Source organism: Paracoccus panacisoli, assembly GCF_042435015.1.
GTDB lineage: Bacteria > Pseudomonadota > Alphaproteobacteria > Rhodobacterales > Rhodobacteraceae > Paracoccus > Paracoccus panacisoli.
The window spans coordinates 16,522-37,918 of sequence record NZ_JBHMQU010000040.1; the positions used below are offsets into that span (position 1 = coordinate 16,522).

General features: G+C 70.6%; 22 protein-coding genes, 1 tRNA gene and 1 riboswitch. Of the genes, 13 read left to right on the forward strand and 10 right to left on the reverse strand.

The genetic code is table 11. From position 1 onward, the window contains the following. Positions 1-207: 207 nt before the first annotated feature. The 6 genes from ACFHYO_RS09090 to msuE all read right to left on the reverse strand — a co-directional run bounded on the left by ACFHYO_RS09090 (position 208) and on the right by msuE (position 5,753). Positions 208-978, reverse strand: a complete 771-nt coding sequence (locus tag ACFHYO_RS09090; RefSeq protein ID WP_036704491.1) for an ABC transporter ATP-binding protein — start codon at positions 976-978, stop codon at positions 208-210. Beyond that, positions 975-1,961 (reverse strand): ABC transporter substrate-binding protein, encoded by a 987-nt coding sequence (locus ACFHYO_RS09095; protein WP_394319875.1) that lies wholly within the window; start codon positions 1,959-1,961, stop codon positions 975-977. Before ACFHYO_RS09095 ends, ACFHYO_RS09090 begins: the two co-directional genes overlap by 4 nt. 35 nt (positions 1,962-1,996) lie before the next feature. Next, the gene (locus ACFHYO_RS09100) at positions 1,997-2,839 is read right to left on the reverse strand and encodes an ABC transporter permease (RefSeq protein WP_036704488.1); all 843 of its coding nucleotides are present in this window, start codon (positions 2,837-2,839) and stop codon (positions 1,997-1,999) included. A gap of 3 nt (positions 2,840-2,842) precedes the next feature. Continuing rightward, complete coding sequence (locus ACFHYO_RS09105; protein ID WP_394319877.1) at positions 2,843-4,201, reverse strand: LLM class flavin-dependent oxidoreductase; 1,359 nt, start codon at positions 4,199-4,201, stop codon at positions 2,843-2,845. Between the two features lie 22 nt (positions 4,202-4,223). Further along, positions 4,224-5,126 carry a TauD/TfdA dioxygenase family protein gene (locus tag ACFHYO_RS09110; RefSeq protein WP_394319879.1) on the reverse strand — a complete coding sequence of 301 codons (903 nt, stop codon included), beginning with the start codon at positions 5,124-5,126 and terminating at the stop codon, positions 4,224-4,226. Between the two features lie 75 nt (positions 5,127-5,201). Beyond that, on the reverse strand, positions 5,202-5,753 hold the full coding sequence (msuE, locus tag ACFHYO_RS09115) for an FMN reductase (protein WP_394319881.1): 552 nt from the start codon (positions 5,751-5,753) through the stop codon (positions 5,202-5,204). Between the two features lie 384 nt (positions 5,754-6,137). On the opposite strand from msuE, the gene ACFHYO_RS09120 reads away from it, so the two are divergent. The 3 genes from ACFHYO_RS09120 to ACFHYO_RS09130 are packed head-to-tail and all read left to right on the forward strand — an operon-like array spanning position 6,138 to position 8,267. Next, positions 6,138-6,290, forward strand: a complete 153-nt coding sequence (locus ACFHYO_RS09120) for a hypothetical protein (RefSeq protein WP_394319883.1) — start codon at positions 6,138-6,140, stop codon at positions 6,288-6,290. Between the two features lie 5 nt (positions 6,291-6,295). Next, positions 6,296-7,693: an FAD/NAD(P)-binding protein gene (locus ACFHYO_RS09125; RefSeq protein WP_394319885.1), complete on the forward strand. Its 1,398-nt coding sequence runs from the start codon at positions 6,296-6,298 to the stop codon at positions 7,691-7,693. A 58-nt stretch (positions 7,694-7,751) separates the two neighbouring features. Beyond that, complete coding sequence (locus ACFHYO_RS09130) at positions 7,752-8,267, forward strand: Lrp/AsnC family transcriptional regulator (protein WP_394319887.1); 516 nt, start codon at positions 7,752-7,754, stop codon at positions 8,265-8,267. Between the two features lie 315 nt (positions 8,268-8,582). On the opposite strand, the gene ACFHYO_RS09135 is transcribed toward ACFHYO_RS09130, so the two are convergent. Continuing rightward, positions 8,583-8,658, reverse strand: a tRNA-Ala gene (locus ACFHYO_RS09135). Between the two features lie 300 nt (positions 8,659-8,958). Here ACFHYO_RS09135 and ACFHYO_RS09140 point away from each other — a divergent pair. The 10 genes from ACFHYO_RS09140 (at position 8,959) to ACFHYO_RS09185 (ending at position 17,807) form a co-directional block, all read left to right on the forward strand. After that, the gene (locus ACFHYO_RS09140) at positions 8,959-9,684 is read left to right on the forward strand and encodes a hypothetical protein (RefSeq protein ID WP_394319889.1); all 726 of its coding nucleotides are present in this window, start codon (positions 8,959-8,961) and stop codon (positions 9,682-9,684) included. Then, positions 9,681-10,013 carry a hypothetical protein gene (locus ACFHYO_RS09145; protein WP_043131879.1) on the forward strand — a complete coding sequence of 111 codons (333 nt, stop codon included), beginning with the start codon at positions 9,681-9,683 and terminating at the stop codon, positions 10,011-10,013. The genes ACFHYO_RS09140 and ACFHYO_RS09145 overlap by 4 nt, the downstream gene beginning before the upstream one ends. Positions 10,014-10,135: 122 nt before the next feature. Then, a complete protein-coding gene (locus ACFHYO_RS09150; RefSeq protein WP_036701676.1) occupies positions 10,136-10,918 on the forward strand; it encodes an SDR family oxidoreductase in 783 nt (260 codons plus the stop codon). A gap of 59 nt (positions 10,919-10,977) precedes the next feature. Further along, on the forward strand, positions 10,978-12,081 hold the full coding sequence (locus ACFHYO_RS09155) for an ABC transporter ATP-binding protein (RefSeq protein WP_231555285.1): 1,104 nt from the start codon (positions 10,978-10,980) through the stop codon (positions 12,079-12,081). Positions 12,082-12,140: 59 nt separating this feature from the next. Then, positions 12,141-12,374, forward strand: a complete 234-nt coding sequence (locus tag ACFHYO_RS09160; RefSeq protein WP_036707647.1) for a hypothetical protein — start codon at positions 12,141-12,143, stop codon at positions 12,372-12,374. Positions 12,375-12,445: 71 nt separating this feature from the next. Next, a riboswitch (glycine riboswitch) is annotated at positions 12,446-12,535 on the forward strand. Positions 12,536-12,655: 120 nt separating this feature from the next. Next, a complete protein-coding gene (gene gcvT, locus ACFHYO_RS09165; protein WP_036707645.1) occupies positions 12,656-13,756 on the forward strand; it encodes a glycine cleavage system aminomethyltransferase GcvT in 1,101 nt (366 codons plus the stop codon). Positions 13,757-13,769: 13 nt separating this feature from the next. Further along, on the forward strand, positions 13,770-14,126 hold the full coding sequence (gene gcvH, locus ACFHYO_RS09170) for a glycine cleavage system protein GcvH (protein WP_036734159.1): 357 nt from the start codon (positions 13,770-13,772) through the stop codon (positions 14,124-14,126). 78 nt (positions 14,127-14,204) lie between these two features. Beyond that, positions 14,205-14,552, forward strand: a complete 348-nt coding sequence (locus ACFHYO_RS09175; protein WP_394319892.1) for a VOC family protein — start codon at positions 14,205-14,207, stop codon at positions 14,550-14,552. Between the two features lie 15 nt (positions 14,553-14,567). Beyond that, positions 14,568-17,420, forward strand: a complete 2,853-nt coding sequence (gcvP, locus tag ACFHYO_RS09180) for an aminomethyl-transferring glycine dehydrogenase (RefSeq protein ID WP_394319894.1) — start codon at positions 14,568-14,570, stop codon at positions 17,418-17,420. 81 nt (positions 17,421-17,501) lie between these two features. Continuing rightward, positions 17,502-17,807, forward strand: a complete 306-nt coding sequence (locus ACFHYO_RS09185) for an excalibur calcium-binding domain-containing protein (RefSeq protein WP_394319896.1) — start codon at positions 17,502-17,504, stop codon at positions 17,805-17,807. A gap of 214 nt (positions 17,808-18,021) precedes the next feature. On the opposite strand, the gene ACFHYO_RS09190 is transcribed toward ACFHYO_RS09185, so the two are convergent. Genes ACFHYO_RS09190 through ACFHYO_RS09200 form a run of 3 tightly spaced genes read right to left on the reverse strand, consistent with a single transcriptional unit; the run spans position 18,022 to position 21,282 of the window. Continuing rightward, entirely contained in the window at positions 18,022-19,341 is a 1,320-nt protein-coding gene (locus ACFHYO_RS09190) for an ATP-binding response regulator (protein ID WP_394319899.1), read from the reverse strand. Further along, positions 19,341-20,504, reverse strand: a complete 1,164-nt coding sequence (locus ACFHYO_RS09195) for an FIST N-terminal domain-containing protein (protein WP_394319901.1) — start codon at positions 20,502-20,504, stop codon at positions 19,341-19,343. The genes ACFHYO_RS09190 and ACFHYO_RS09195 overlap by 1 nt, the downstream gene beginning before the upstream one ends. Positions 20,505-20,535: 31 nt before the next feature. Further along, the gene (locus ACFHYO_RS09200; RefSeq protein ID WP_394319903.1) at positions 20,536-21,282 is read right to left on the reverse strand and encodes a response regulator transcription factor; all 747 of its coding nucleotides are present in this window, start codon (positions 21,280-21,282) and stop codon (positions 20,536-20,538) included. Between the last annotated feature and the right edge of the window lie 115 nt (positions 21,283-21,397).

Genomic DNA, 21,397 nt, shown 5'->3' on the forward strand with positions numbered 1-21,397 from the left:
CCCCGCAGCGCCTAGCCCACCACGACATCGCCGTAATCGCGGTGGGTGGCATAGAACCGCTGCATGAAGCTGCAGCGCAGCACCGCGTAATACCATGTCCCAGGCCGGTGGGGCTGAACTTGACTGCGACGACACTGCCCGACCGTTGCAGAGGACCGTCCAGCCAGCGGTCGCAGACGAACGATTTCGCTCAAAGCCAGAATCCCGTCAGTGCAGCCCGAACTCGGCCATCAGGCGGCGGCGCATCTCGACGAAGCGGGGTTCGCTGCGGTCGCGTGGGCGTGCGAGGTCGACGTCGATCAACCGCGGCACCGCGCCCTTCTCTTTCGGCAGCACCAGCACCCGGTCGGCGAGATAGATCGCCTCCTCGAGGTCATGGGTGACGAGGATCAGGGTCACGCCTTCCTCGCGCCAGATGCGGGCAAGCTCCTCCTGCATGGTCAGCTTGGTCATCGCGTCGAGCGCGCCGAGCGGTTCGTCGAGCAGCAGGATTTCCGGCTGCACGGTGAGCGCGCGGGCGATGCCCACCCGCTGCGCCATGCCGCCCGACAGCTGGCGGGGATAGGCGTCCGCGAACTCGGCCAGGCCCACGAGCTGGATGTAACGGCGGGCGCGCGCTTCGGCCTCGGAACGGGGCACGCCGCGGACCGTCAGGCCGAAGGACACATTGCCCAGAACCGTCAGCCAGGGCAGCAGGCGCGGCTCCTGGAAGATGATCGACCGTTCGGTGCCGACGCCCCTGACCTCTTGCCCGTCGATCAGCACCCCGCCGCTGTCGGGCGTCTCTAGCCCCGCCAGCACCCGCAGCAGCGTGGTCTTGCCGCAGCCCGAGGGGCCGACGATGGCCAGCGCCTCTCCCCCCCGGATGTCGAGCGAAAGGTTGCGCAGCACGTTCAGGCGCTGGCCGTTCAGCGCGAAGGATTTGGAGAGGGCACGAACCTTGACCTCTCCGCGGCGGATGAATGCGTCCACAGTCATGACTTTGCCTCAGTTCGGGGTCGGGCGTCGCCCGTCACGTAAAGGATGTCCTTGGCCTTGAGCTGGCCGGGCTTCACGGCGCCCTCGCGTTCCAGCACGTCGATCCAGAACTGGATGTCGTGATCGACCGCCAACCCGCCCTTGCGCACGCCGTAGCCGGCAAAGTACTGCGCCACGTCGGCATTCTCGCCGCGTTCGGCCAGGACGCGGGCGAAGATCTGGCGCGTTTCCGCGATGTGGTCGCGGGCGTAGTCCAGCGCCCGGGCCGATTGTTCGACGAAGATCCGGGCCTCTTCGGGATGCGCCGCGATCCAGTCGCGCCGCAGGACGACGAAGCCGCCCGCGATCTCGCCCAGGACGTCGGTGTCGTCGAACACCGCGCGCAGGCCGCCGTTCCGCAGCGCCGCCCCGGTGAACGTGGTCTGCCAGTAGCCGAATGCCGAGACATCGACCTGGCCCGAGCGCAGGACCTGTTCCAGTTGCGGTCCCGGCACGACGATCAGGTTGGCGCTGTCCTCGGGCAGCCCCTTCTGGTGCAGCGCCTCGCGCACGACATAGTCGAGGTGCGCGCCGAGCGTGTTGACCGCGATGGTCTTGCCGACGATGTCCGTGACGCTTTTAATCGGGCTGTCATCGCGCACGTAGAAGACCGACTGCGCGTCGTCGTTGATCCCGTTCGAGGGATAGGCGGCGACGAAATCGTTGCCGGCGGCGATGGAGTTCAGGACGGCAGCCGTCGCGGCCGAGCCGATTTCCACGCTGCCCCCGGCCAGCGCCACCAGCGACGCCGGCCCGCCCTGGGCGTAGCCGACGTTCTCGAAGGTGATGCCGGTGCCGTCGAAGTAGCCGAGCTCGTCGGCCAGCTCGAAGGCCGAGAGGCCGCCCTGGCTGGAGAGGTAGCGGAGGTTCACATCGGCCCAGGCGGGCGAGAGGGTGAGGGCCAGCGCGGTCGAAGCCGCGAGGATGCGGAGGGTGGTGATCATGGTCGTGGTCCTTTGGTCGAGAGGGGAGGAGAGGGTCAGTTCGTCACGTCGGCCCAGCGGCAGAGCCGCCGTTGCAGCGCGACGAGGGCCGCGTTGGCCGACAGGCCGAGCAGCGCGAGCAGCAGGATCGCCGCGAACATCTGCGGGATCTGGAAGTTGTACTGGGCGTTCATCACCTGGAACCCGAGGCCCTTGTTCGCGCCGATCATCTCGGCCGCGATGAGCAGCAGCAGCGCCGTCGTCGCCGACAGGCGCAGCCCGACGAAGATCGCGGGCACGGCGGCGGGCAGGACGACCCGGCGGAACGTCGTCAGGCGCGAGGCGCCGAAGGTGGCGGCCATCTCGATCAGCTTGCGGTCCACCTCCTTGACCCCGCCGATGGTCGCGAGGAGCAGCGGGAACAGCGTTGCCCAGAAGATCACGAAGATCTTGGACGTCTCGCCCAGCCCCAGAAGCAGGATGAACACCGGATAGAGCGCGAGCGCCGAGGTCTGGCGGAAGAACTGCAGGATCGGGTCCAGCGCCTCTTCGAGGGCGCGGATCTGGCCCATGAACAGGCCCAGCGGGATGGCGACGGCGACAGCGGCGGCAAAGGCGATGCCCGACCGCTGCAGGCTGATCGCGATGTCGTCGAGAAGCGTTCCGCCGACCACGCCGGTCCAGGTGGCGGCGATGATCCTGTCGAGCGGCGGGAAGATCGTCGGATTGATCCAGCCGTGGGTCGAGCCGACCTGCCAGAGGGCGAGGAAGGCGGCGACCAGCCCGAACCGGCGCACCGCGACGGCGGCACCGGCCGCCCCGCGGCGCAGCAAGGCCGCGCCGAGGGTGGCCGACCCAGCGGCCGGGAGAGCGGAGTCATCGAGGCTTTGGTAGGTCATGGCTCACTCCGCGGCATGGGTGGTGCGGCGCAGGGCCGCCCAGCGGGTTTCGGGGAACGGCAGGCCGAGGTTCTCGCGCAGGGTCCGCCCTTCATAGGCGGTGCGGAACAGGCCGCGGCGCTGCAGCTCGGGGATCACGAGGTCCACGAAATCGGTCAGCCCGGTCGGCAGCCACGGCGGCAGGATGTTGAAGCCGTCGGCGCCTTCGTTCGTGAACCACGTCTCCAGCGTATCGACGATCTGCGTCGGCGTGCCGACCACGGTGAAATGCCCGCGGGCGCTCGCAACCCACTGATAGAGCTGGCGGATGGAGAAGTCGTTCTCGTCCGCGATCTGCCGGATCAGGGCCTGGCGCGACTTCATGCCCTCGGTCGGAGGCACGGGCGGCAGGGGCCCGTCGAGGTCCACCCCCGTCAGGTCGAGCGTGCCGCCCGTCAGCCCCCTGATCAACGCGATGCCGTCCTCTTCCAGGATCAGGCTGGTGAGGCGCTCGTATTTCTCGCGCGCCTCTTCCTCCGTCCGGCCGACGAACGGCGAGACGCCGGGCATGATCAGGATGTGGTCGGGGTTGCGGCCGAGGCCCCGCGCCCGGGCCTTGATGTCGCGATAGAACTCCTGTGCGGTCTCGAGCTTCTGGTGAGCGGTGAAGATCACCTCGGCCGTCGCCGCCGCGAGCCCGCGGCCGTCCTCGGACTGCCCGGCCTGCACGATGACCGGATGGCCCTGGGGCGACCGGCTGACGTTCAGCGGCCCCTTCACCTTGAAATGCGTGCCCTTGTGGTCGGTCGCGTGCACCTTGTCGGGGTCGAAGAACCGGCCCGACGCCTTGTCGCGGATGAAGGCGTCATCCTCGAAACTGTCCCACAGCTTCTTGACGACATCGACGTGTTCGGCCGCACGGGCATAGCGGAAGGCGTGCGGGTGCTGCTGGTCGAGGTTGAAGTTATGCGCAGCCCCGTCCGTCGCCGTCGTCACTACGTTCCATCCGGCGCGGCCATCGCTGATCAGGTCCAGCGAGGCGAACTTGCGCGCGAGGTTGTAGGGCTCTTCATAGGTGGTCGATGCGGTGGCGATGAAGCCGAGGTTCTTCGTGAGGGGGGCCAGCGCCGAGAACAGCGTCACCGGCTCGAACCCGGCGATCTTGGCATTGCCGCCCTCGACCCCGCCGCCGAACGCGATGGCGAGCCCGTCGGCCAAGAAATAGGCGTCGAACAGGCCGCGCTCGGCCTCTTGCGCCAGCCTCACGTGAAAGTCGAAGCTGGTCGCCCCGTCGACGGGGCTGTCGGGGTGGCGCCAGGCGGCGATGTGCTGGCCGCCGCCGGGAAGGAAGGCGCCAAGGCGGATCTTGCGGGTCTGGGTCATGGTGTGGGTCCTTTCGGGGGGATCAGTTGGCGGTTCGGGGGGTGCTGGCGCGGCCATCGGGGCCGACCGGCACATCGCCGGCCAGCGTCACCCGCCGCACGACGCGGTGTGCGTCGCCGTAATCGTTGACCGCGACATGCTGGGTCGCGCGGTTGTCCCAGATCACCACGTCGCCCGCCTGCCAGCGCCAGCGCACGGTGTTTTCGGGGGCGGTGACGCGGGCCTGCAGCAGGTCGTAGACCTTGGCCGAATCCTCGCGCGACAGGCCGGTGAAGCGCTGCAGGAAGCTGCCCAGCAGCAGGCTGCGCTCGCCGGTTTCAGGATGGACCCGGACCACCGGATGCTCGGTCTCGAACACCGCCGAGGCAAAGACCTCGGCATGGTATGTCACGTCGATCGCGCGCGCCGCGGGTCTGTCGGCGGCATAGTCGTAGGCGTTGGAGTGGACAGCCCGAAGGCTGTCAGCCAGCGCCTTGAGCGGCGCGGGCAGGTCCGCATAGGCGCTCACCGTGTTGGCCCAGATCGTGTCGCCGCCATGGTCGGGGATGACCACGCCCCGCAGGACCGATGCCTTGGGATAGGCCGCGACGAAGGTGACATCGGTGTGCCACCGGTCCGCGCGCCCGCCGCCCCGGCTCGAGTCGAGTTCGAGGATCGACGCCGAACCTTTCACGACCGGCTGGGTGGGGTGGGGGTCAAGCTCGCCCAGACGCAGGGCAAAGGCCTCTTGCGCGGCGTCGTCCAGATGGGACTGGCCGCGCAAGAACAGCACCTTGTGGCGCAGAAGCGCCTGCCACAGGGCGTCGATCACCGGCTGCGGCAGGTCGGCCGACAGGCGGAGGTCGCGGATCTCGGCCCCGATCCGGGGGGTCACGGGCAGGATGTTTCCCGCGCGCAACGCGTCGAACGTCTGATGCAGGGTCACGGTTTGGGTCCTTTCGGGCAAGCCGATGCCGGTCACGCCAAGGGCGTGCTGGCAACATCGGGAATGTGAGGGATGTCAGGCGGCGTTGGCGGTGACGGGTCGCCTCAGCCAAGGGGTGAACTGCGCCACGGCCCGGTCGATCCGGGCGAGCAGCGGCAGCGCGGCAGGCTGGCCTTCCGTGAAATCGGCGGTCGAGGCATAGACGCCGGTGGGCAGCGTCACCGCCTCGAAGAAGCCGAAGAGGGGGCGCAACTGATGCTCGATCACCAGCGCGTGCTTGTCCCCGCCCCCCGTCGCCGTCAGCAGGACAGGCTTTCCGGCGAGTGCGGCAGGTTCGAGCAGGTCGAAGAGATGCTTGAACAGGCCGGTATAGCTGCCCTTGTAGACCGGGCTGCCGACGATCAGGGCATCGGCCGCGATCACCTGATCGACCAGCGCCCGCGCCTCGGGCGCGAGATCGGCCAGGCTGCGGGCCTGCCCGAGCGAGGGGCCGAAAGCGTCAAGGTCATGCAGGGTGGTCGCGGTGCCGAACTGGGCCGAGACCCGTGCCGCGACCGCCCCGACCAGCGCATGCGTCTTGGAGGGGCGCCCAAGACTTCCCGAGATTCCAATGAGTTGCTGCGGCATCGTGGTGTCCTAAATATCGATCTATGTTGTCGTGTATAATGTTGAATGAGGCCCCGTCTGGCCATTCCAAAGATGCGGCCGAAAAGAGGTTGAAACTTCTGCCGCGGGTCGCGCGGACAGCGGAGGTTTGCCGAAACGGCCCCTCGGGGGCTGCCTGCGGGCGTGGCCGGCGGGGGCGGCGAAATCTTCCCGTCATGGTCGATTCCACGGCATCCGGACCGAGGATTCGGCAGGGTTGGCGAGGGCGGCGCGGAGAACACCCTTTCTCTGCGGGGCCGCAAAAGAGAATGGTTTACACGACTAAGGTGGTCGATATTTAAATGTAAGGAGCGGTCCGAATCCTGACCACGTCTGCCGGACGCCGATCCTCAGAAGGAGACCAACATGCTTGACGGACGTTTCCCCTCGGAAATCTACCGCACGCGTGCCGCCGGACAGGTCTCGGCCAGCGACCGGGCCCACGATCAGGTCACCCCCCGGATCTGGATGTCGGTCGCGGGTTTGGTCGGGATGATCTGCCTCGTGTCGTTGGCATGACGGAGATGCGCCCCTTTCCCGATCAGGATGCCGGTGCCCGACCCCCGCGCGGGCCGCATGTGCTGATCATCGGCGGCGGTGCGAGCGGGGTGATGATGGCCGCGCATCTCTTGTCGCGGCCGGAGACGGGGTTTCGCGTCACCATCGTCGAGGGGCGCCACATGCTGGGCTGCGGCGTCGCCTATTCGACCACCGACCCCGACCACCTGCTGAACACCCGCGTCCACAACATGAGCGCCTTCGCCGACAGCCCGCACCATTTCCTCGACTGGCTGCGCGGCCGACCCGAGGGTGCGGGCGTGACCGACCAGTGCTTCGTCGGCCGGGCCACCTATGGCGCCTACATGGCAAGCCTGCTCGAGCCCTGGTCGGGTGACGGCCCGGACGGCCGCCTGCGCTGCGTCCGCAAGACCTGCGTGCGCCTGCGCGACGTGCCGGGGGGCGTGGCCGCGACGCTGGACGATGGTCAGGTGCTGAGCGGCGACATGGCGGTGCTGGCCACCGGGCATGTCCAGCCCGCCCCGGATCCCCAAGGCGCGCTCAGCGGACCCTGGTCCGACCCCCGGCCGGTGGACCCCGACGACCGCGTCGTCATCGTCGGCACCGGGCTGACCATGGTCGACTGCGTCCTGTCGATGCTCAAGTCAGGGCATCGGGGGCCGATCCTGTCGATCTCGCGCCGGGGCCTTCTGCCGCGCGACCATGCCCCGACGCGACCGCTGCCCATCGATCCGGCCGACCTTCCGCTGGGTGCGCCGATGTCTGTCCTGACGCAGTGGTTGCGCCGTCGTGCGCGGGCGGCGGAACGCATGGGCGGAACCTGGCGCGATGCCGTCGATGGCGTGCGGCCGCATGTCCGCTACCTCTGGCGCGCCTTGCCGCCTGCCGAGCGTGCGCGCTTCCTGCGCCATGCGGCCACCTGGTGGGATGTCCACCGCCACCGTATTCCCCCCGCCTCGGCCGCCGTGGTGGACGGCGCGCTGCAGTCGGGCCAGCTGGTCCTGCAACGCGGGCATTTCCTGACGGCCGAGGTCGACGGCGAAGGCCGTCGCTGCGTCACCTTTCGCCCGCGTGGGGAGGTCGCCGCGACCCGGATTTCGGCCGCCCGCATCATCGACTGCCGCGGCATCCGCCGCGACCCGGAGCGGAACGCGACGCCTCTGCTCGCCGATCTGCTGGCCTCCGGTCAGGGGCGGATCGATCCCTTGCGGATCAGCCTGGACGTCACCGCTGAGTGCGAGGTGATCGCCCGCAACGGCGCCCCCTCGCGCCGGATCTACGCCATCGGCCCCGCCTCGCGCGCCGCATTCTGGGAGATCACCGCCATTCCCGACATCCGCGACCAGGTCGCTGGGCTGGCCGACGCGATGTCGGCCGGAACGACGAGCACGGTGCCCGGATGAGAGGTTCTCCGAACCGGCAGCGGGTCGTCGCCCGGCCGCCCGAACGCCGCATGTCCGGATGCCTGTCGAAGAAGCGGAGCCGCAATTGAATACTGGCAAGTCCTCGGCCCTCGACCGGATCGACCGCAAGATCCTGCACGAACTGATGATGGACGCGACGCTGCCCGTCGCGCAACTCGCCGATCGCGTCGGCCTGTCCCAGACCCCCTGCTGGAAGCGCGTCCAGAAGCTCGAGGCCGCGGGCGTGATCGACCGCCGGGTCGCCATCGTGCCGCCGGAACGGATCGGCTTTGGTCTGACGGTGTTCGTCGAGATCGTCGCGGCGGATCACAGCCAGGACTGGCGCGACGCCTTTGCGGCGCTCGTGGCCGAGTATCGCGAGATCGTCGAGGTCCACCGGATGGCGGGGGAGGTCGACTACCTACTGAAGGTCGTGGTCGAGGACACCGCGGCGTACGACAGTTTCTATCTGGACTTCACACGCCGGTTGCCCTGCCGGAATGTGACGTCGAAGTTTTCGATGGAGCGGATCAAGGCGACGACGGCACTTCCCATCGATACTACGGAGCCGTGAGATATGAGGCTGGGCGGATGCGGGTGAGTGGGCGCGCGCTCGCGTGAGTTGCGCAGACTCAGTCGGTCCAGATCGCTCGAACGCAGACAACGTAGCACAGGTCGAAGCCCCACTCTGTCCTATGGGCAGGGCAATGCGTTGTATCGCGGCGATCTACCGCTCCTGAAGCAAACCGCACGGCGGATATCATGCAAGGGATAGTCGGAAATCGTACAGGAAATCGTGCGGAGTTCGCCCTGGCCCAGGCAAAATCACTGGCGCACCGATCTCGTAGAGATGACGCAATGCGCTCAAAAATATTGATTTAAGGAGAACTGGTGGAGCCGAGGGGAATCGAACCCCTGGCCTCATCATTGCGAACGATGCGCTCTACCAACTGAGCTACGGCCCCACAGGCGGGCTATCTCGCGCAGGCGCGGGCGGTTGTCAAGCGCGTCTCGTCGGCCGCCTGCACAGCGTCCGGCACTGGACGTGGCATCGGGCCCGCGCTGTGCTGCGGCGGGTTCCGCGCGGCCGCAGTCAAGCGCGGCGCCTTCCTGCGGGGGCACCGCACGGCGCGTCCCCCCCCAGGGCAATGCGGAGCCCGAGCCCAATCCCCCAACATGGTCCCTTGGGACGAGCCGCGCGGGCAGGGGCTTGGCAAGTCGGCGCGGCCCCGGCACCTTCGGCCGGGTCGAGCGAGGAGTCCGAGATGACAGCCCTTCCCCCCCTCTCACCCCGCCATCTGCGCCACGCTCCGCTGCGCGGGGTTGCCGCGGCGCTGGCGCTCGGGCTGGTGCTGGCCGCGCCGGTCGGCGGGGCGGCCGGGGCGTCCGAGGCGGGCGATCTGGTCTTTGCCGAGCGCGGCCCCTGGTCGCTCGGCGACAAAGTGCTCAGCTGGGCGGTGACGCGCGAGGGGCCGGCGCGGCCGGACCTGCCGCCGATGGGGGCGGGGACGCTCAGCCTCTCGCAGACCGTCGATGCCTCGGACGGAAAGCCGGTCCTGCAGCTGACCCAGACCTGGGCGGGTGGGGCGGCGCCCGAGCGGCGGATCGGGCCGTTCCCGGTCTCGGGCGGCGATCCGGCGGTGATCTATTTCCTCGAAAGCACCACCCGCGACATGGCGACGCTCAGCGGCGGCAGCCCGGATTACATCCGCAACCGCCTCAAGGACGCGCTGTTCCGGGGCGGGCACGTCAGCCGCGCGGAGGGGCGCACGACCGTCGAGCTCGCGCCGTTCGCCGATGACCCGAACCGGGCCCGGATGCACGGGTTCGACACGCTCACGCTGCGCTTCGTGCTGGGCGACGACCCGAAGGCCCCGATCCGCGAGATGGTCGCCGCGACCGCCGGCCCCGTCGCCGCCGAGCTGCCGCGCGAGATGGCCGGACAGACGGCCGCGGCCACGGCCTATCGCCACGCGCTGGTGCTGCAATGAGGGCGCTGTCGGGCCTCGCCCTGCTGCTGCCCGTCGCAGCGTTGGCGCAGACGGTGAACGATTACCCCACCACCGCGCGGGTCGAATACGTCATGGCCTGCATGGCCACGAACGGCGAGACGCCGACCGCGCTGCAACGCTGCTCCTGCGCCATCGACGCCATTGCCGGGATCCTGCCCTACGAGGCCTATGTCGATGCCGAGACGGTGCTGCGGATGCGCCAGACCTCGGGCGAGCGGTGGGCGATGTTCCGTTCGGGCGCGGCGGTGGACGGGCCGATGGCCGACCTGCGCCGGGCCGAGGCCGAGGCGGAGATCCTCTGCTTCTGACGCAGCTTCCGACGCGGCGCGGGCGTCGGCGGCGGATGGGTATTCGGGCCAGGCAGAAGCCGGGTTGACCCGGCGCGCCGCGCGGCGTTCCCTGCGGGCGAACGCAGGGAAGGAGCGGCGGCATGGATCTGGGCATCAAGGGCAAGACGGCGCTCGTCTGCGCGGCCTCGAAGGGGCTGGGGCGGGGTTGTGCCGAGGCGCTGGCGGCCGAGGGCGTGAACCTCGTCATCAACGCGCGCGGCGAGGCGGCGCTGATCCAGACGGCCTACGCCATCGCCGAGCGCCACCAGGTCACGGTCGAGCCGGTCGCCGCCGACATCACCACCGCGGACGGGCGTGCCCGGGTGCTGGACGCGCTAGGGGGCAAGGCCGACATCCTGGTGACCAACGCCGGCGGCCCGCCGCCCGGGCACTGGACCGACTGGGACCGCGACGACTTCATCCGCGCCATCGACGGCAACATGCTGTCGGCCATCGCGCTGATGCAGGCGCTGGTGCCGGGGATGATGGAGCGGGGCTGGGGCCGGGTGGTCAACATCACCTCGGCCGCGGTGCGCGCGCCCATTGCGCAGCTCGGGCTGTCGAACACGGCGCGCACGGGGCTGACCGGCTTCGTCGCCGGCATGGCCCGGCAGGTCGCGGACAAGGGCGTCTGCGTCAACAACCTGCTGCCCGGCATCCACGACACCGATCGGGCGACGGCGCTGGATGCGGGTGTCTCGGCCGCGCAGGGGATCTCGGCCGACGAGGCGCGCGCGCGGCGCGAGGCGACGATCCCGACCCGCAGCTACGGCCGGGCCGAGGACTTCGGCGCCGCCTGCGCGTTCCTGTGTTCCCAGCAGGCGCGGTTCATCGTCGGCCAGAACCTCATGCTGGACGGCGGTGCGCTGAACGTGACCGTGTGAAACTTTACCCTCGCGCCCCGGACTGGTAACGGCTTCCCGACAGGAACCCTCGGATTGCCGTGCCCCATACCCTGACACCCGAGACCCAGGCCCCTCCGCGGCTCGAGGTCGAGCATCTGGTCCGCAGCTTCGGGGGCCGACCGGTGGTGGACGACGTGTCGTTCTCGGTCCCCGCGGGACAGGTCGCCTGCCTGCTCGGCCCGTCGGGCTGCGGCAAGTCCACGACGCTGCGGATCGTGGCGGGCGTGGACATGCAGGACAGCGGCCGGATCCTCGTGGACGGCAAGCTCGTCTGCGACACGGTGTTCCGCATCCCGCCCGAACGCCGGGCGATCGGGATGATGTTCCAGGACTTCGCGCTGTTCCCGCATCTGTCGGTGGCCGAGAACGTGGCCTTCGGCCTCAAGGGCGGGGCAGGGGCGAACCGGGCAAGGGTGGGTGAGCTGCTCGAGCGGGTGCAGATGAGCCGCCATGCCGACAGCTATCCGCACGCGCTGTCGGGGGGCGAGCAGCAGCGCGTGGCGCTGGCCCGCGCGCTGGCGCCGAACCCGCGCATCCTGCTGATGGACGAGCCGTTCTCGGGCCTCGACGAGCGGCTGCGCGACGGCATCCGCGACGAAACCCTCGCGCTGCTGAAGGAAGAGGGCACGGCCGTCCTGCTGGTCACGCACGAGCCGCACGAGGCGATGCGGATGGCCGACCAGATCCTGCTCATGCGCAACGGCAAGGTCGTGCAGCGCGGGGCGCCCTACAACCTCTACAACGCGCCGGTGGACCGGGCGGCGGCGGCGTTCTTTTCCGACGTCAACGTGCTGGAAGGGGTGGTGCAGGGGGCGCTGACCGACACGCCCTTCGGCGATTTCCTGACCCCCGGCGTGCCGGACGGCACGGCGGTGGACATCGTGATCCGGCCCCAGCACCTCAGGATCGACTTCGACCGCGCCGGCCGCCCCCCGGCGCCGACGCCCGAGAACGGGACCGCCGCGCACGGGGTGGTGCAGCGGGCCCGCTTCCTCGGGCGCGAATCGCTGGTCGAGTTCCGCATGGACCACGACGGCTCCATCCTCCGCGCCACGGTGCCCGCGGTGTTCCTGCCCGACCCGGGTACGCCGATGTGGCTGATGCTGCGCCGCGACCGCGCCTTCGTCTTTCCCCGCCGCTGAAGGCCGGAACCCCGGCCCCGACCCGCGGTTGACCCCGAGGATCAGCAGAGGAGGCCGCCATGCCGCGCGGGGACAAGGACGCCTACACCGACAAGCAGAAGCGCAAGGCCGCCCATATCGCCGAGGGCTACGAAGAGCGCGGCATGAGCGAGTCCCGCGCCGAGGAAATCGCCTGGGCCACCGTCAACAAGCAGGACGGCGGCGGCAACGAATCCGGTTCGGGCCGCGAGACGAGCCGGTCCGAGGCCGCCCGCAAGGGGTGGGAGACGCGGCGCAAGAACGGCAACGCCTGACGGCGCAGCGCCCGCGTCACCCGGCGCCCAACAAAGCTCTTGCCAGCCCGCCCCCCGCCCCGCTATCAAAGTCGTGGATACCGGGAGACGCTGGCGCTTTCCCAGGGCCGAAGGAGCAGCCGCCCCGGCAAACTCTCAGGCAAAAGGACCGGGTCCGCATCGAACTCTGAAGAGTGGCCGCGACCCGGCCCGCCGAAGGATCACGATCTCAGGCGCCCGTTCGCGGGCAGGGACAGAGGGGGCATCGTTGACCAGCGGCCTGCGGGCCGGGGAGGATGCCTATGGATGCGCTGAAACGCACCCCGCTTTACGACCTGCACGTCGCGCTGGGCGCGCGCATGGTGCCCTTTGCTGGATGGGAGATGCCGGTCCAGTATCCGCTCGGCGTGCTGGGTGAGCATCTGCACACCCGCAAAGCGGCGGGCCTCTTCGACGTGAGCCACATGGGGCAGGTGATCCTCGGCGCCCGCGACGCGGCCGCGCGGCTCGAGGCGCTGGTGCCGGCGGATCTCGTCGGGCTGCCCGAGGGGCGGCAGCGCTATGGGCTGTTCACCGCCGAGAGCGGTGGCATCCTCGACGACCTGATGATCGCCAACAAGGGCGACCACCTGCTTCTGGTCGTGAACGCCGCACGCGCGGCCGAGGACATCGCCCATCTCGAAGCGGCGGGGCTGTCGCCCGAGGTCGTGACCGACCGCGCCCTGCTGGCGTTGCAGGGTCCGGCGGCCGAGGCGGCGCTGGCGCGGCTGATGCCCGAGGTCGCGGCGATGCGCTTCATGGACGTCCGCGACCTCGCGTGGGAGGGCGAGACCCTGTGGGTCAGCCGCTCGGGCTATACCGGCGAGGACGGGTTCGAGATTTCGGTCCCCGAAGCCCGCGCCGAGGCCTTCGCGCGCGCCCTGCTGGACCAGCCCGAGGTCGAGGCCATCGGCCTTGGCGCGCGCGATTCGCTGCGGCTCGAGGCCGGGCTGCCGCTCTACGGACACGACATGGATGAGGGCGTGAGCCCGGCCCGCGCGGGCCTCGGCTGGTCGATCCCCAAGGTCCGCCGCGCGGGCGGCGAGCGGGCGGGCGGCTTCCCCGGCGCCGAGGCGGTGCTGGCCGAGCTGGGCCGCGCCCCCACCACCCGCCGCGGGCTGCGCCCCGAGGGCCGCGCCCCGATCCGCGAGGGGGTGGAGCTTTACGCCGACGCCGAGGGCGGCGCGCCCATCGGGCGCGTGACCTCGGGCGGCTTCGGCCCCTCGCTCGGCGCGCCGGTGGCGATGGCGAGCCTGCCCGCCGATCTGCCCGAGGGCGCGACGGTCTTTGCCGAGTTGCGCGGGCGTCGCATCCCGGCCACCCTCGTGCCGATGCCCTTCGTTTCCCCCACCTACAAGCGCTGAAAGGCCGCCCATGCTGAAATACACCGAAGACCACGAATGGCTGCGCGCCGAGGGCGAGCAGATCGTCGTCGGCATCACCCGCCACGCCAGCGAGCAGCTGGGCGACGTGGTGTTCATCGAACTGCCCGAGGTCGGCCGCGAGGTCGAGGCGGGCGAGGAGGTCGTGGTGATCGAATCGGTCAAGGCCGCGTCCGACATCGTGGCCCCGGTCGCGGGCACCATCACCGCGGTGAACGCGCCGCTGGCCGATGCGCCCGGCGACGTGAACGCCGACCCGATGATGGCGTGGTTCTTCGCCATCACGCCGAAGGACGGCATCGACCTCGACGGGTTCATGGACGAGGATGCCTACAAGGCGTTGATCGGCTGACCGCCGCCGCAGGGGGGCTTTGCGCCCCCCATGACCCTGCCGGGTCATTCCCCCCGCAGGATATTTGGGCAGGACAGAATGACGGTGCTGCGGATCATCCCAAACCTGACGGCGCCCGACCCGGCCGCGCTCGGGCGGTTCTGGGTCGAGGTGCTGGGCCTCGCGCTGGTCATGGATCACGGCTGGATCGTGACCCTCGCCGGCGGCGGTCAGACCGCGCAGCTCAGCCTCGCCGCCGAGGGCGGGGCGGGGACGCCGGTCCCGGCGGTGTCGATCGAGGTCGACGACCTCGACGCCTGCCATGCCCGGGCGCTCGCCGCCGGCGGCACCGTCACCCACGGCCCCGTCGCCGAGGACTGGGGCGTGCGCCGGTTCTTCCTGCGCGATCCCGCCGGCAATCTCGTCAATCTTCTCAGCCACCGCTGACGTGAGGCACTTCCGATGACTCGCTGGACCCCGACCGACTACAACCCCGACGACTTCGCCAACCGCCGCCACATCGGCCCCTCGCCCGCCGAGATGGAGGAGATGCTGGCCACGCTGGGCTGCGGCAGCCTTGACGAACTGATCGACCAGACCGTGCCGCGCTCGATCCGGCAGGAGGGGGCGCTGGACTGGCCGGCGCTGTCCGAGCGTGAGCTGCTGGCGAAGATGCGCGAGGTGGCGGGGCGGAACCGGGTGATGACCTCGCTGATCGGGCAGGGCTATTACGGCACCGTCACGCCCCCGGCGATCCAGCGGAACATCCTTGAAAATCCCGCCTGGTACACCGCCTACACCCCCTATCAGCCCGAGATCGCGCAGGGGCGGCTCGAGGCGCTGCTGAACTATCAGACCATGGTCGCCGATCTGACCGGCCTGCCGGTGGCGAACGCCTCGCTGCTGGACGAGGCGACGGCGGCGGCCGAGGCGATGGCGATGGCCCAGCGGGTGGCGAAGTCGAAGGCCGGGGCGTTCTTCGTCAGCGAGAACCTGCACCCCCAGACCATCGCGGTGATCGAGACGCGCGCCGCGCCGCTGGGGATCGAGATAATCCGCGGCGCGCCCGAGGACTGCGACCCCACCCGCGTGTTCGGCGCGATCTTCCAGTATCCGGGCACCTTCGGCCACATCCGCGACCTGACCGCCGAGTGCGCCGCGCTGCAAAAGGCGGGCGCGGTGGCGGTGGTGGCGACCGACCTGCTGGCGCTGACGCTGCTGAAAGAGCCGGGCGCGATGGGCGCGGACATCTGCGTCGGCTCGAGCCAGCGCTTCGGCGTGCCGATGGGCTATGGCGGGCCGCACGCCGCCTTCATGTCCTGCCGCGACGAGATGAAGCGGGCGATGCCGGGCCGGATCGTCGGCGTGTCGGTGGATGCCGCGGGCCGGCCGGCCTATCGGCTGGCGCTGCAGACGCGCGAGCAGCATATCCGCCGCGAAAAGGCCACCAGCAACGTCTGCACCGCGCAGGCGCTGCTGGCGGTGATGGCCTCGTTCTACGGCGTCTTCCACGGTCCGGTGGGGCTCAAGGCCATCGCCCAGCGGGTGCACCTGCACGCGGTCACCCTGGCCAATGCCCTGCGCGCCGCGGGGGCCGAGGTCGAGCCCGAGGCGTTCTTCGACACGCTGACCGTGCGGGTGGGCGTGGGGCAGGCGGGCATCGTCGCCGCGGCCGAACAGAGGGGCATCAACCTGCGCCGCGTGGGGCGCGACCGGGTCGGCATCTCGCTGGACGAGACGACCGATGCGGGCGTCATCGCCCGCGTGCTCGACGCCTTCGGCATCACCGATCCGGCCGAGCCCGCGACGGCGCCGGCGATCCCCGAGCCGCTCCTGCGCGAGAGCGACTTCATGACCCACCCGGTCTTTCACATGAACAGGGCGGAATCCGAGATGATGCGCTATATGCGCCGCCTCTCGGACCGCGACCTCGCGCTTGACCGGGCGATGATCCCGCTCGGGTCCTGCACGATGAAGCTGAACGCCGCGGCCGAGATGATGCCGCTGACCTGGCCCGAGTTCGGCGCCCTGCACCCCTTCGCCCCCGAGGCGCAGGCGGCGGGCTATCACGAGATGTTCGCCGACCTCACCGAGAAGCTCTGCGAGATCACCGGCTATGATGCGTTCTCGCTGCAGCCCAACTCGGGCGCGCAGGGGGAATATGCGGGGCTTCTCACCATCGCCGCCTATCACCGCGCCAATGGCGACGACCAGCGCGACGTCTGCCTGATCCCGACCAGCGCCCATGGCACCAACCCGGCCAGCGCGCAGATGGCCGGGATGCGCGTCGTGGTGGTCAAGTCGGCGCCGAACGGCGATATCGACCTTGAGGACTTCACCGACAAGGCGGCCGCGGCGGGCGACCGTCTGGCGGCGGTGATGATCACCTATCCCTCGACCCACGGCGTCTTCGAGGACACCGTGCGCGAGGTCTGCCGCATCACCCACGAGCACGGCGGTCAGGTCTATATCGACGGCGCGAACATGAACGCGCTCGTCGGCCTCGTGAAGCCCGGCAAGATCGGTGGCGATGTGAGCCACCTCAACCTGCACAAGACCTTTGCCATCCCGCATGGCGGCGGCGGGCCGGGGATGGGCCCGATCGGGGTCAAGGCGCATCTGGCGCCGCATCTGCCGGACGACCCGCGCTCGGGCGCGGGCGACATCGGCGGCGCGGTGTCGGCCGCGCCGTGGGGGTCGACGTCGATCCTGCTGATTTCCTGGGCCTATATCCTCATGATGGGCGGCGCCGGGCTGACCCAGGCAACGCGGGTGGCGATTCTCAACGCCAACTATATCGCCGCCCGGTTAAGCGGCGGTTACCCGATCCTGTTCATGGGCAACCGCGGCCGCGTGGCGCATGAGTGCATCGTCGACACCCGCGTCTTCGCCGCCCACGGCGTCACCGTGGACGACATCGCCAAGCGTCTGATCGACAACGGTTTCCACGCCCCCACCATGAGCTGGCCGGTGGCCGGCACGCTGATGGTGGAACCGACGGAATCCGAGACCAAGGCCGAGCTCGACCGTTTCATCACCGCGATGATGGCGATCCGCGACGAGATCACCGAGGTCGCCGAGGGCCGGATCGAGGCCGCGCAGAGCCCCCTGCGCCACGCCCCGCACACGGTCGAGGATCTGGTCGTGGACGACTGGGACCGCCCCTATTCCCGCCAGCAGGGCTGCTTCCCGCCCGGCGCCTTCCGGGTGGACAAGTACTGGCCGCCGGTCGGCCGGGTCGACAACGTTCACGGCGACCGCAACCTGATCTGCACCTGCCCGCCGGTCGAGAGCTACGCCGAGGCTGCCGAATAGGACAACTCGCCCCACGCCCTCCCCTCGCGTTAAGCTTCGTTAACGGTTTGTTAACGATTCGCTGGTGCAGGGAGGGCGGGGATGCTGCGCTCTGCGGTTTTGCTGCTGCTTCTGGGCCTGCCGGGGCCTGTGTTCGCGCATGGCGGCGGGCTTGATGCCGACGGCTGCCACACCAACCGGAAGACCGGCGACTATCACTGTCATCGCGGCGGAAAGTCGCGCCGGGCGGCGCCGGCGGCGCCGCTGATGTTGATCGACGCCCCGTCGGGCGGCGCCTATCGCAACTGCTCCGCGGCGCGCCGGGCCGGGGCCGCGCCGGTGCGCCGGGGCGAGCCGGGCTACGGGCCCCATCTCGACCGCGACAACGACGGGGTGGGGTGCGAGTAGCCGTGCCCGCCGCGCCCTCCCGATCCTTTCGCATCGGCGGGAACCGGCCGCCGTGCCATACGTTGCCGGTTCAGCTTCAACAGAAAGGATAGTCATATGAAGGGCATCGTCGCCTGGCTGCTCGGGGTTCCGGTCATCGTCATCATCGGCCTCTACCTGACCGGGATCTTCTGATCCCCGCTGCCGTGCGGTCCGCCGCACGGCACACCCCCGCTCACCCGGCCACCCGCGTGAGCACCGCGGCGAGTTCATCCGCCCGCACCGGCTTCTCGATCAGCGGCACCCCCTCGGACGCGCAGGCGCGGGCGATCCCCGGATCGCGCTGCGCCGTGACCATCACTGCCGGAACGACCTGCCCCGCGGCCGCCCGCAGCGCCCGGATCGCCGCGATCCCCGTATCCCCGTTGTCGAGGTTGTAGTCTGCGAGGATCACGTCCGGCGGATCGTCCTGGCCCATCTCGGCCAGCGCCTCGGCCGTGCCGCCCGTCGCGCGCACCACCATCCCGAGCGTCCGGCCCAGCATCAGCTCATAGGCGCGCCGCATCGCCGGGTCGTTCTCGACCACCAGCGCCACGCGCGACCTCAGCCCCCGCCCCGCGGGGGCAAAGGCCACCGCCGCCTCGGCCGGGCCGACCGGCGGCAGGCCCACCCGGAACACCGTCCCACGGCCCGGCGTGCTCAGCACCTCGAGCGGATGGCCGAGCTTGGTGCAGGCCCGTCGCACGATCGAGAGGCCGAGCCCCATCCCCTGCGGGCCCCCTTCGCGCACCGCGCGCTGGAACTCGTCGAAGATGCGGGCCCGGTCGGCCTCGCTGATCCCCGGGCCCGAGTCGTGGACCTCGAGCCAGACCCGCTTGCCGCGCCGCCGCACGCCCACGACCACGCCCCCAGCCTCGGTGTATTTCAGCGCGTTCGAGACGAGGTTCCGCGCGATGCGGCGCAGGAAGGTCGGGTCGCTGTCCACCACCGCCGAGGTCGGCACGAAGCTCAGCCGCAGCCCCGCCGCCTCGGCCACCGGCGCGTATTCGATCGCCAGCCGCTGGAACAGCTCGTCCAACGCCACCGGGCGGCGGTGAAACTCGATCCGCTGGCTGTCCAGCCGACTGATGTCGAGGACGGAGTGCATCAGCTCTTCGACCGACTCGAAGGCCCCGGCGAGGCGCGTCGTCAGCTCGCGCTGCACGGGGTCGAGGTCGCTGTCGGCCAGCGCCGACAGATACAGCCGCGCGGCGGCCAGCGGTTGCAGCAGGTCATGGCTCGCCGCGCGCAGGAACCGGGTCTTGGACCGATTGGCCTCATCGGCCGCCGCGCGGGCCACGGCGAGGTCGCGGTTGCGCTGCGACAGGTCCGCAAGCGCCGCCTCGAGGTCGCGGGTGCGGGCCAGCGCCTCCTGCTCCAGCGCGACGGCGGCCTGAAAGGTGGACCAGGCCGAGCCGCGCGTCTCCTCCAGCCGGTCCACGCGGTGGATCAGCGCCTCGACGATGCGGGCGAGCTTCTCGGCGCGGCGCGCGGGGTCGGGGTCGTCGGGCAGCATCACGGCACCTCGGCGGGGGGCATCAGCGCCAGCCCGACGAAGGTTTGGTTGACGTGCATCCCGCCGTGCTGTTCGCCGTAGGTGTTGAACCCGGCGACGCGGTAGCGCGCAAACAGCGCCGCCATCTGCCCGGTCATCCCCGCCCGCTCGACGGCAAGGCGGCGCAGGATGCAGTCGAAGCCCAGCACCATCAGCGGCTGCCGCGGCAGCGCCTCGAGCGCCTCGGCGAACCCTTGCGTCACGTCGCCCGCCTGGCCGAGCGTCAGCACCGTGCCCGGCTCGATCGCCGACATGAGCCGCAGCGCGCCGCCCTCGCCCACGCCCGAGATGGCGCGGACATGGTGGCGCCTCCCGGTGCGCCAGAGCAGCGGATGGCGGGCGAAGTCGGTGCGGTCCATCCGCGCCGCATGGAGCCCAGCGAGGCGGGCGTATTCCTGCGCCGCCGGCTCGGCATTCAGCTCGAAGATCTCGCGCGCCGCGGGGTCGGCGCGGGTGACCACGGCGCGCTGGGCGGTGGGGGTGAAATGGGCAAAGCTCACCTCGGACACGGCGAGGGTCGTCTCGACCAGCACGAACACCGCCGCGCCGGGCACCGGCCGCCCGCCCGCGATCTGCACGCTGGCGCCGAAGTCGAGCCCGTCGCCCGCCGAGCCGCCGACGACCGGCACACCCGGCAGGGCGGCGTCGAGCGCGGCGACCAGCACATCCTCGTGTTGGGCCATGCCGTCGGCCAGCAGGATCCCGAAGAGCTGCGCCCCGGCCCGGTCAGGGAACCCGGCCCTGAGCCGCCGCAGCCGGGCGAGCCACGCCGAGACCGGGATCGACGCCTGATCCTCGAGCGCCACGACCTCGGCACGGAAGGCGGCGCGCGGAAAGCCGATCGCCACGATGGTGCCGCGCTGATAGCCCGCCGCGCCGATCTCGCCCGCCGACGAGCAGCCGGCGATCTCGGCCCCGGGCAGCGCCGCGGCCAGCGCCTCGGCCACCGGCGCCAGCGTCTCGCGCGGCGAGCCGAAGAGCAGCACCAGCGCCGGGTCGGCAGGCTCGAGCCCCGCCGCCAGCCGCGCCGCGGCATCCGCCGCGTCGGCCGCGACGCTGAGGCTGACCGGCGCGCCCGGTGGGGCGCCTGCGCCGCTGTCCAGGGCCGCTTCCGCGCTGGTCATCGCCCGCCGTCCGCCCGTGCCGGTCCCGCGCTCAGCCCGGCTCGAACAGCCGCGCGCTGTTGGCGAGCAGCACCGCCTGGGTGCGGCGGCGGGCGTTGATCTTGGACATGATCGCGGTGATGTGGGTCTTGACCGTCGCCTCGGCGATCGACAGCTCGTAGCTGATCTCCTTGTTGGCCTTGCCGAGGCAGATCAGCCGCAGGATCTTCATCTGCTGCGGGGTCAGGGTCGCAAAGCGCCGCGCCAGCTCGGCACGCGCCTCGTCCTCGGTCCCCGCCGCCTCGGGCTCGTAGCCGTCAGGGGTGACGCGCTCGCCCTCCCACATCCGGCGCAGGCTGTCGACCAGCGCCTCGCGGCCGAGGGATTTCGAGATGTAGCCCTGCGCCCCCGCGGCCATCGCCGCCGAGATCATCGCGTTCTCGAGGTCGGCCGAGATCATCGTGATCGGCACGTCCGGCAGCTGCCGGCGCAGGGTCACGATCCCCTCGGCCCCGCGCGCGTCGGGCAGGTTGAGGTCCAGGATCACCGCGTCGGGCGCCCCGTGGCTGCGGATCTGTTCCACCGCGGCGGCGAGGCTGCGGGCGGTGCGGACGGTCTTGCGCCCGAAGCTGATCTTGAGCGTCAGGGCGAGCGCGTCGCACATCAGCGGGTGGTCGTCGACGATCAGGATGTCGTTCACCCGGTCGGCCGAGCGCCGGCCGGCGGGCGCGGGGGCCGCGGGCGAGTCGGGGTCGGTGGCCGGTCGGCCGTCAGCCAGCGGACCGGGCGTGGTGGACATGGGCATGGTGTCTGTTCTCCCTGCACCGGACGGATTCTCGTGGGGCGCAGCGATCCTCCGACGCCGCGCCGGTCCGTGCCGGCTGCCCTCAGTCTAGAACCCGCGGGCCGCAGCG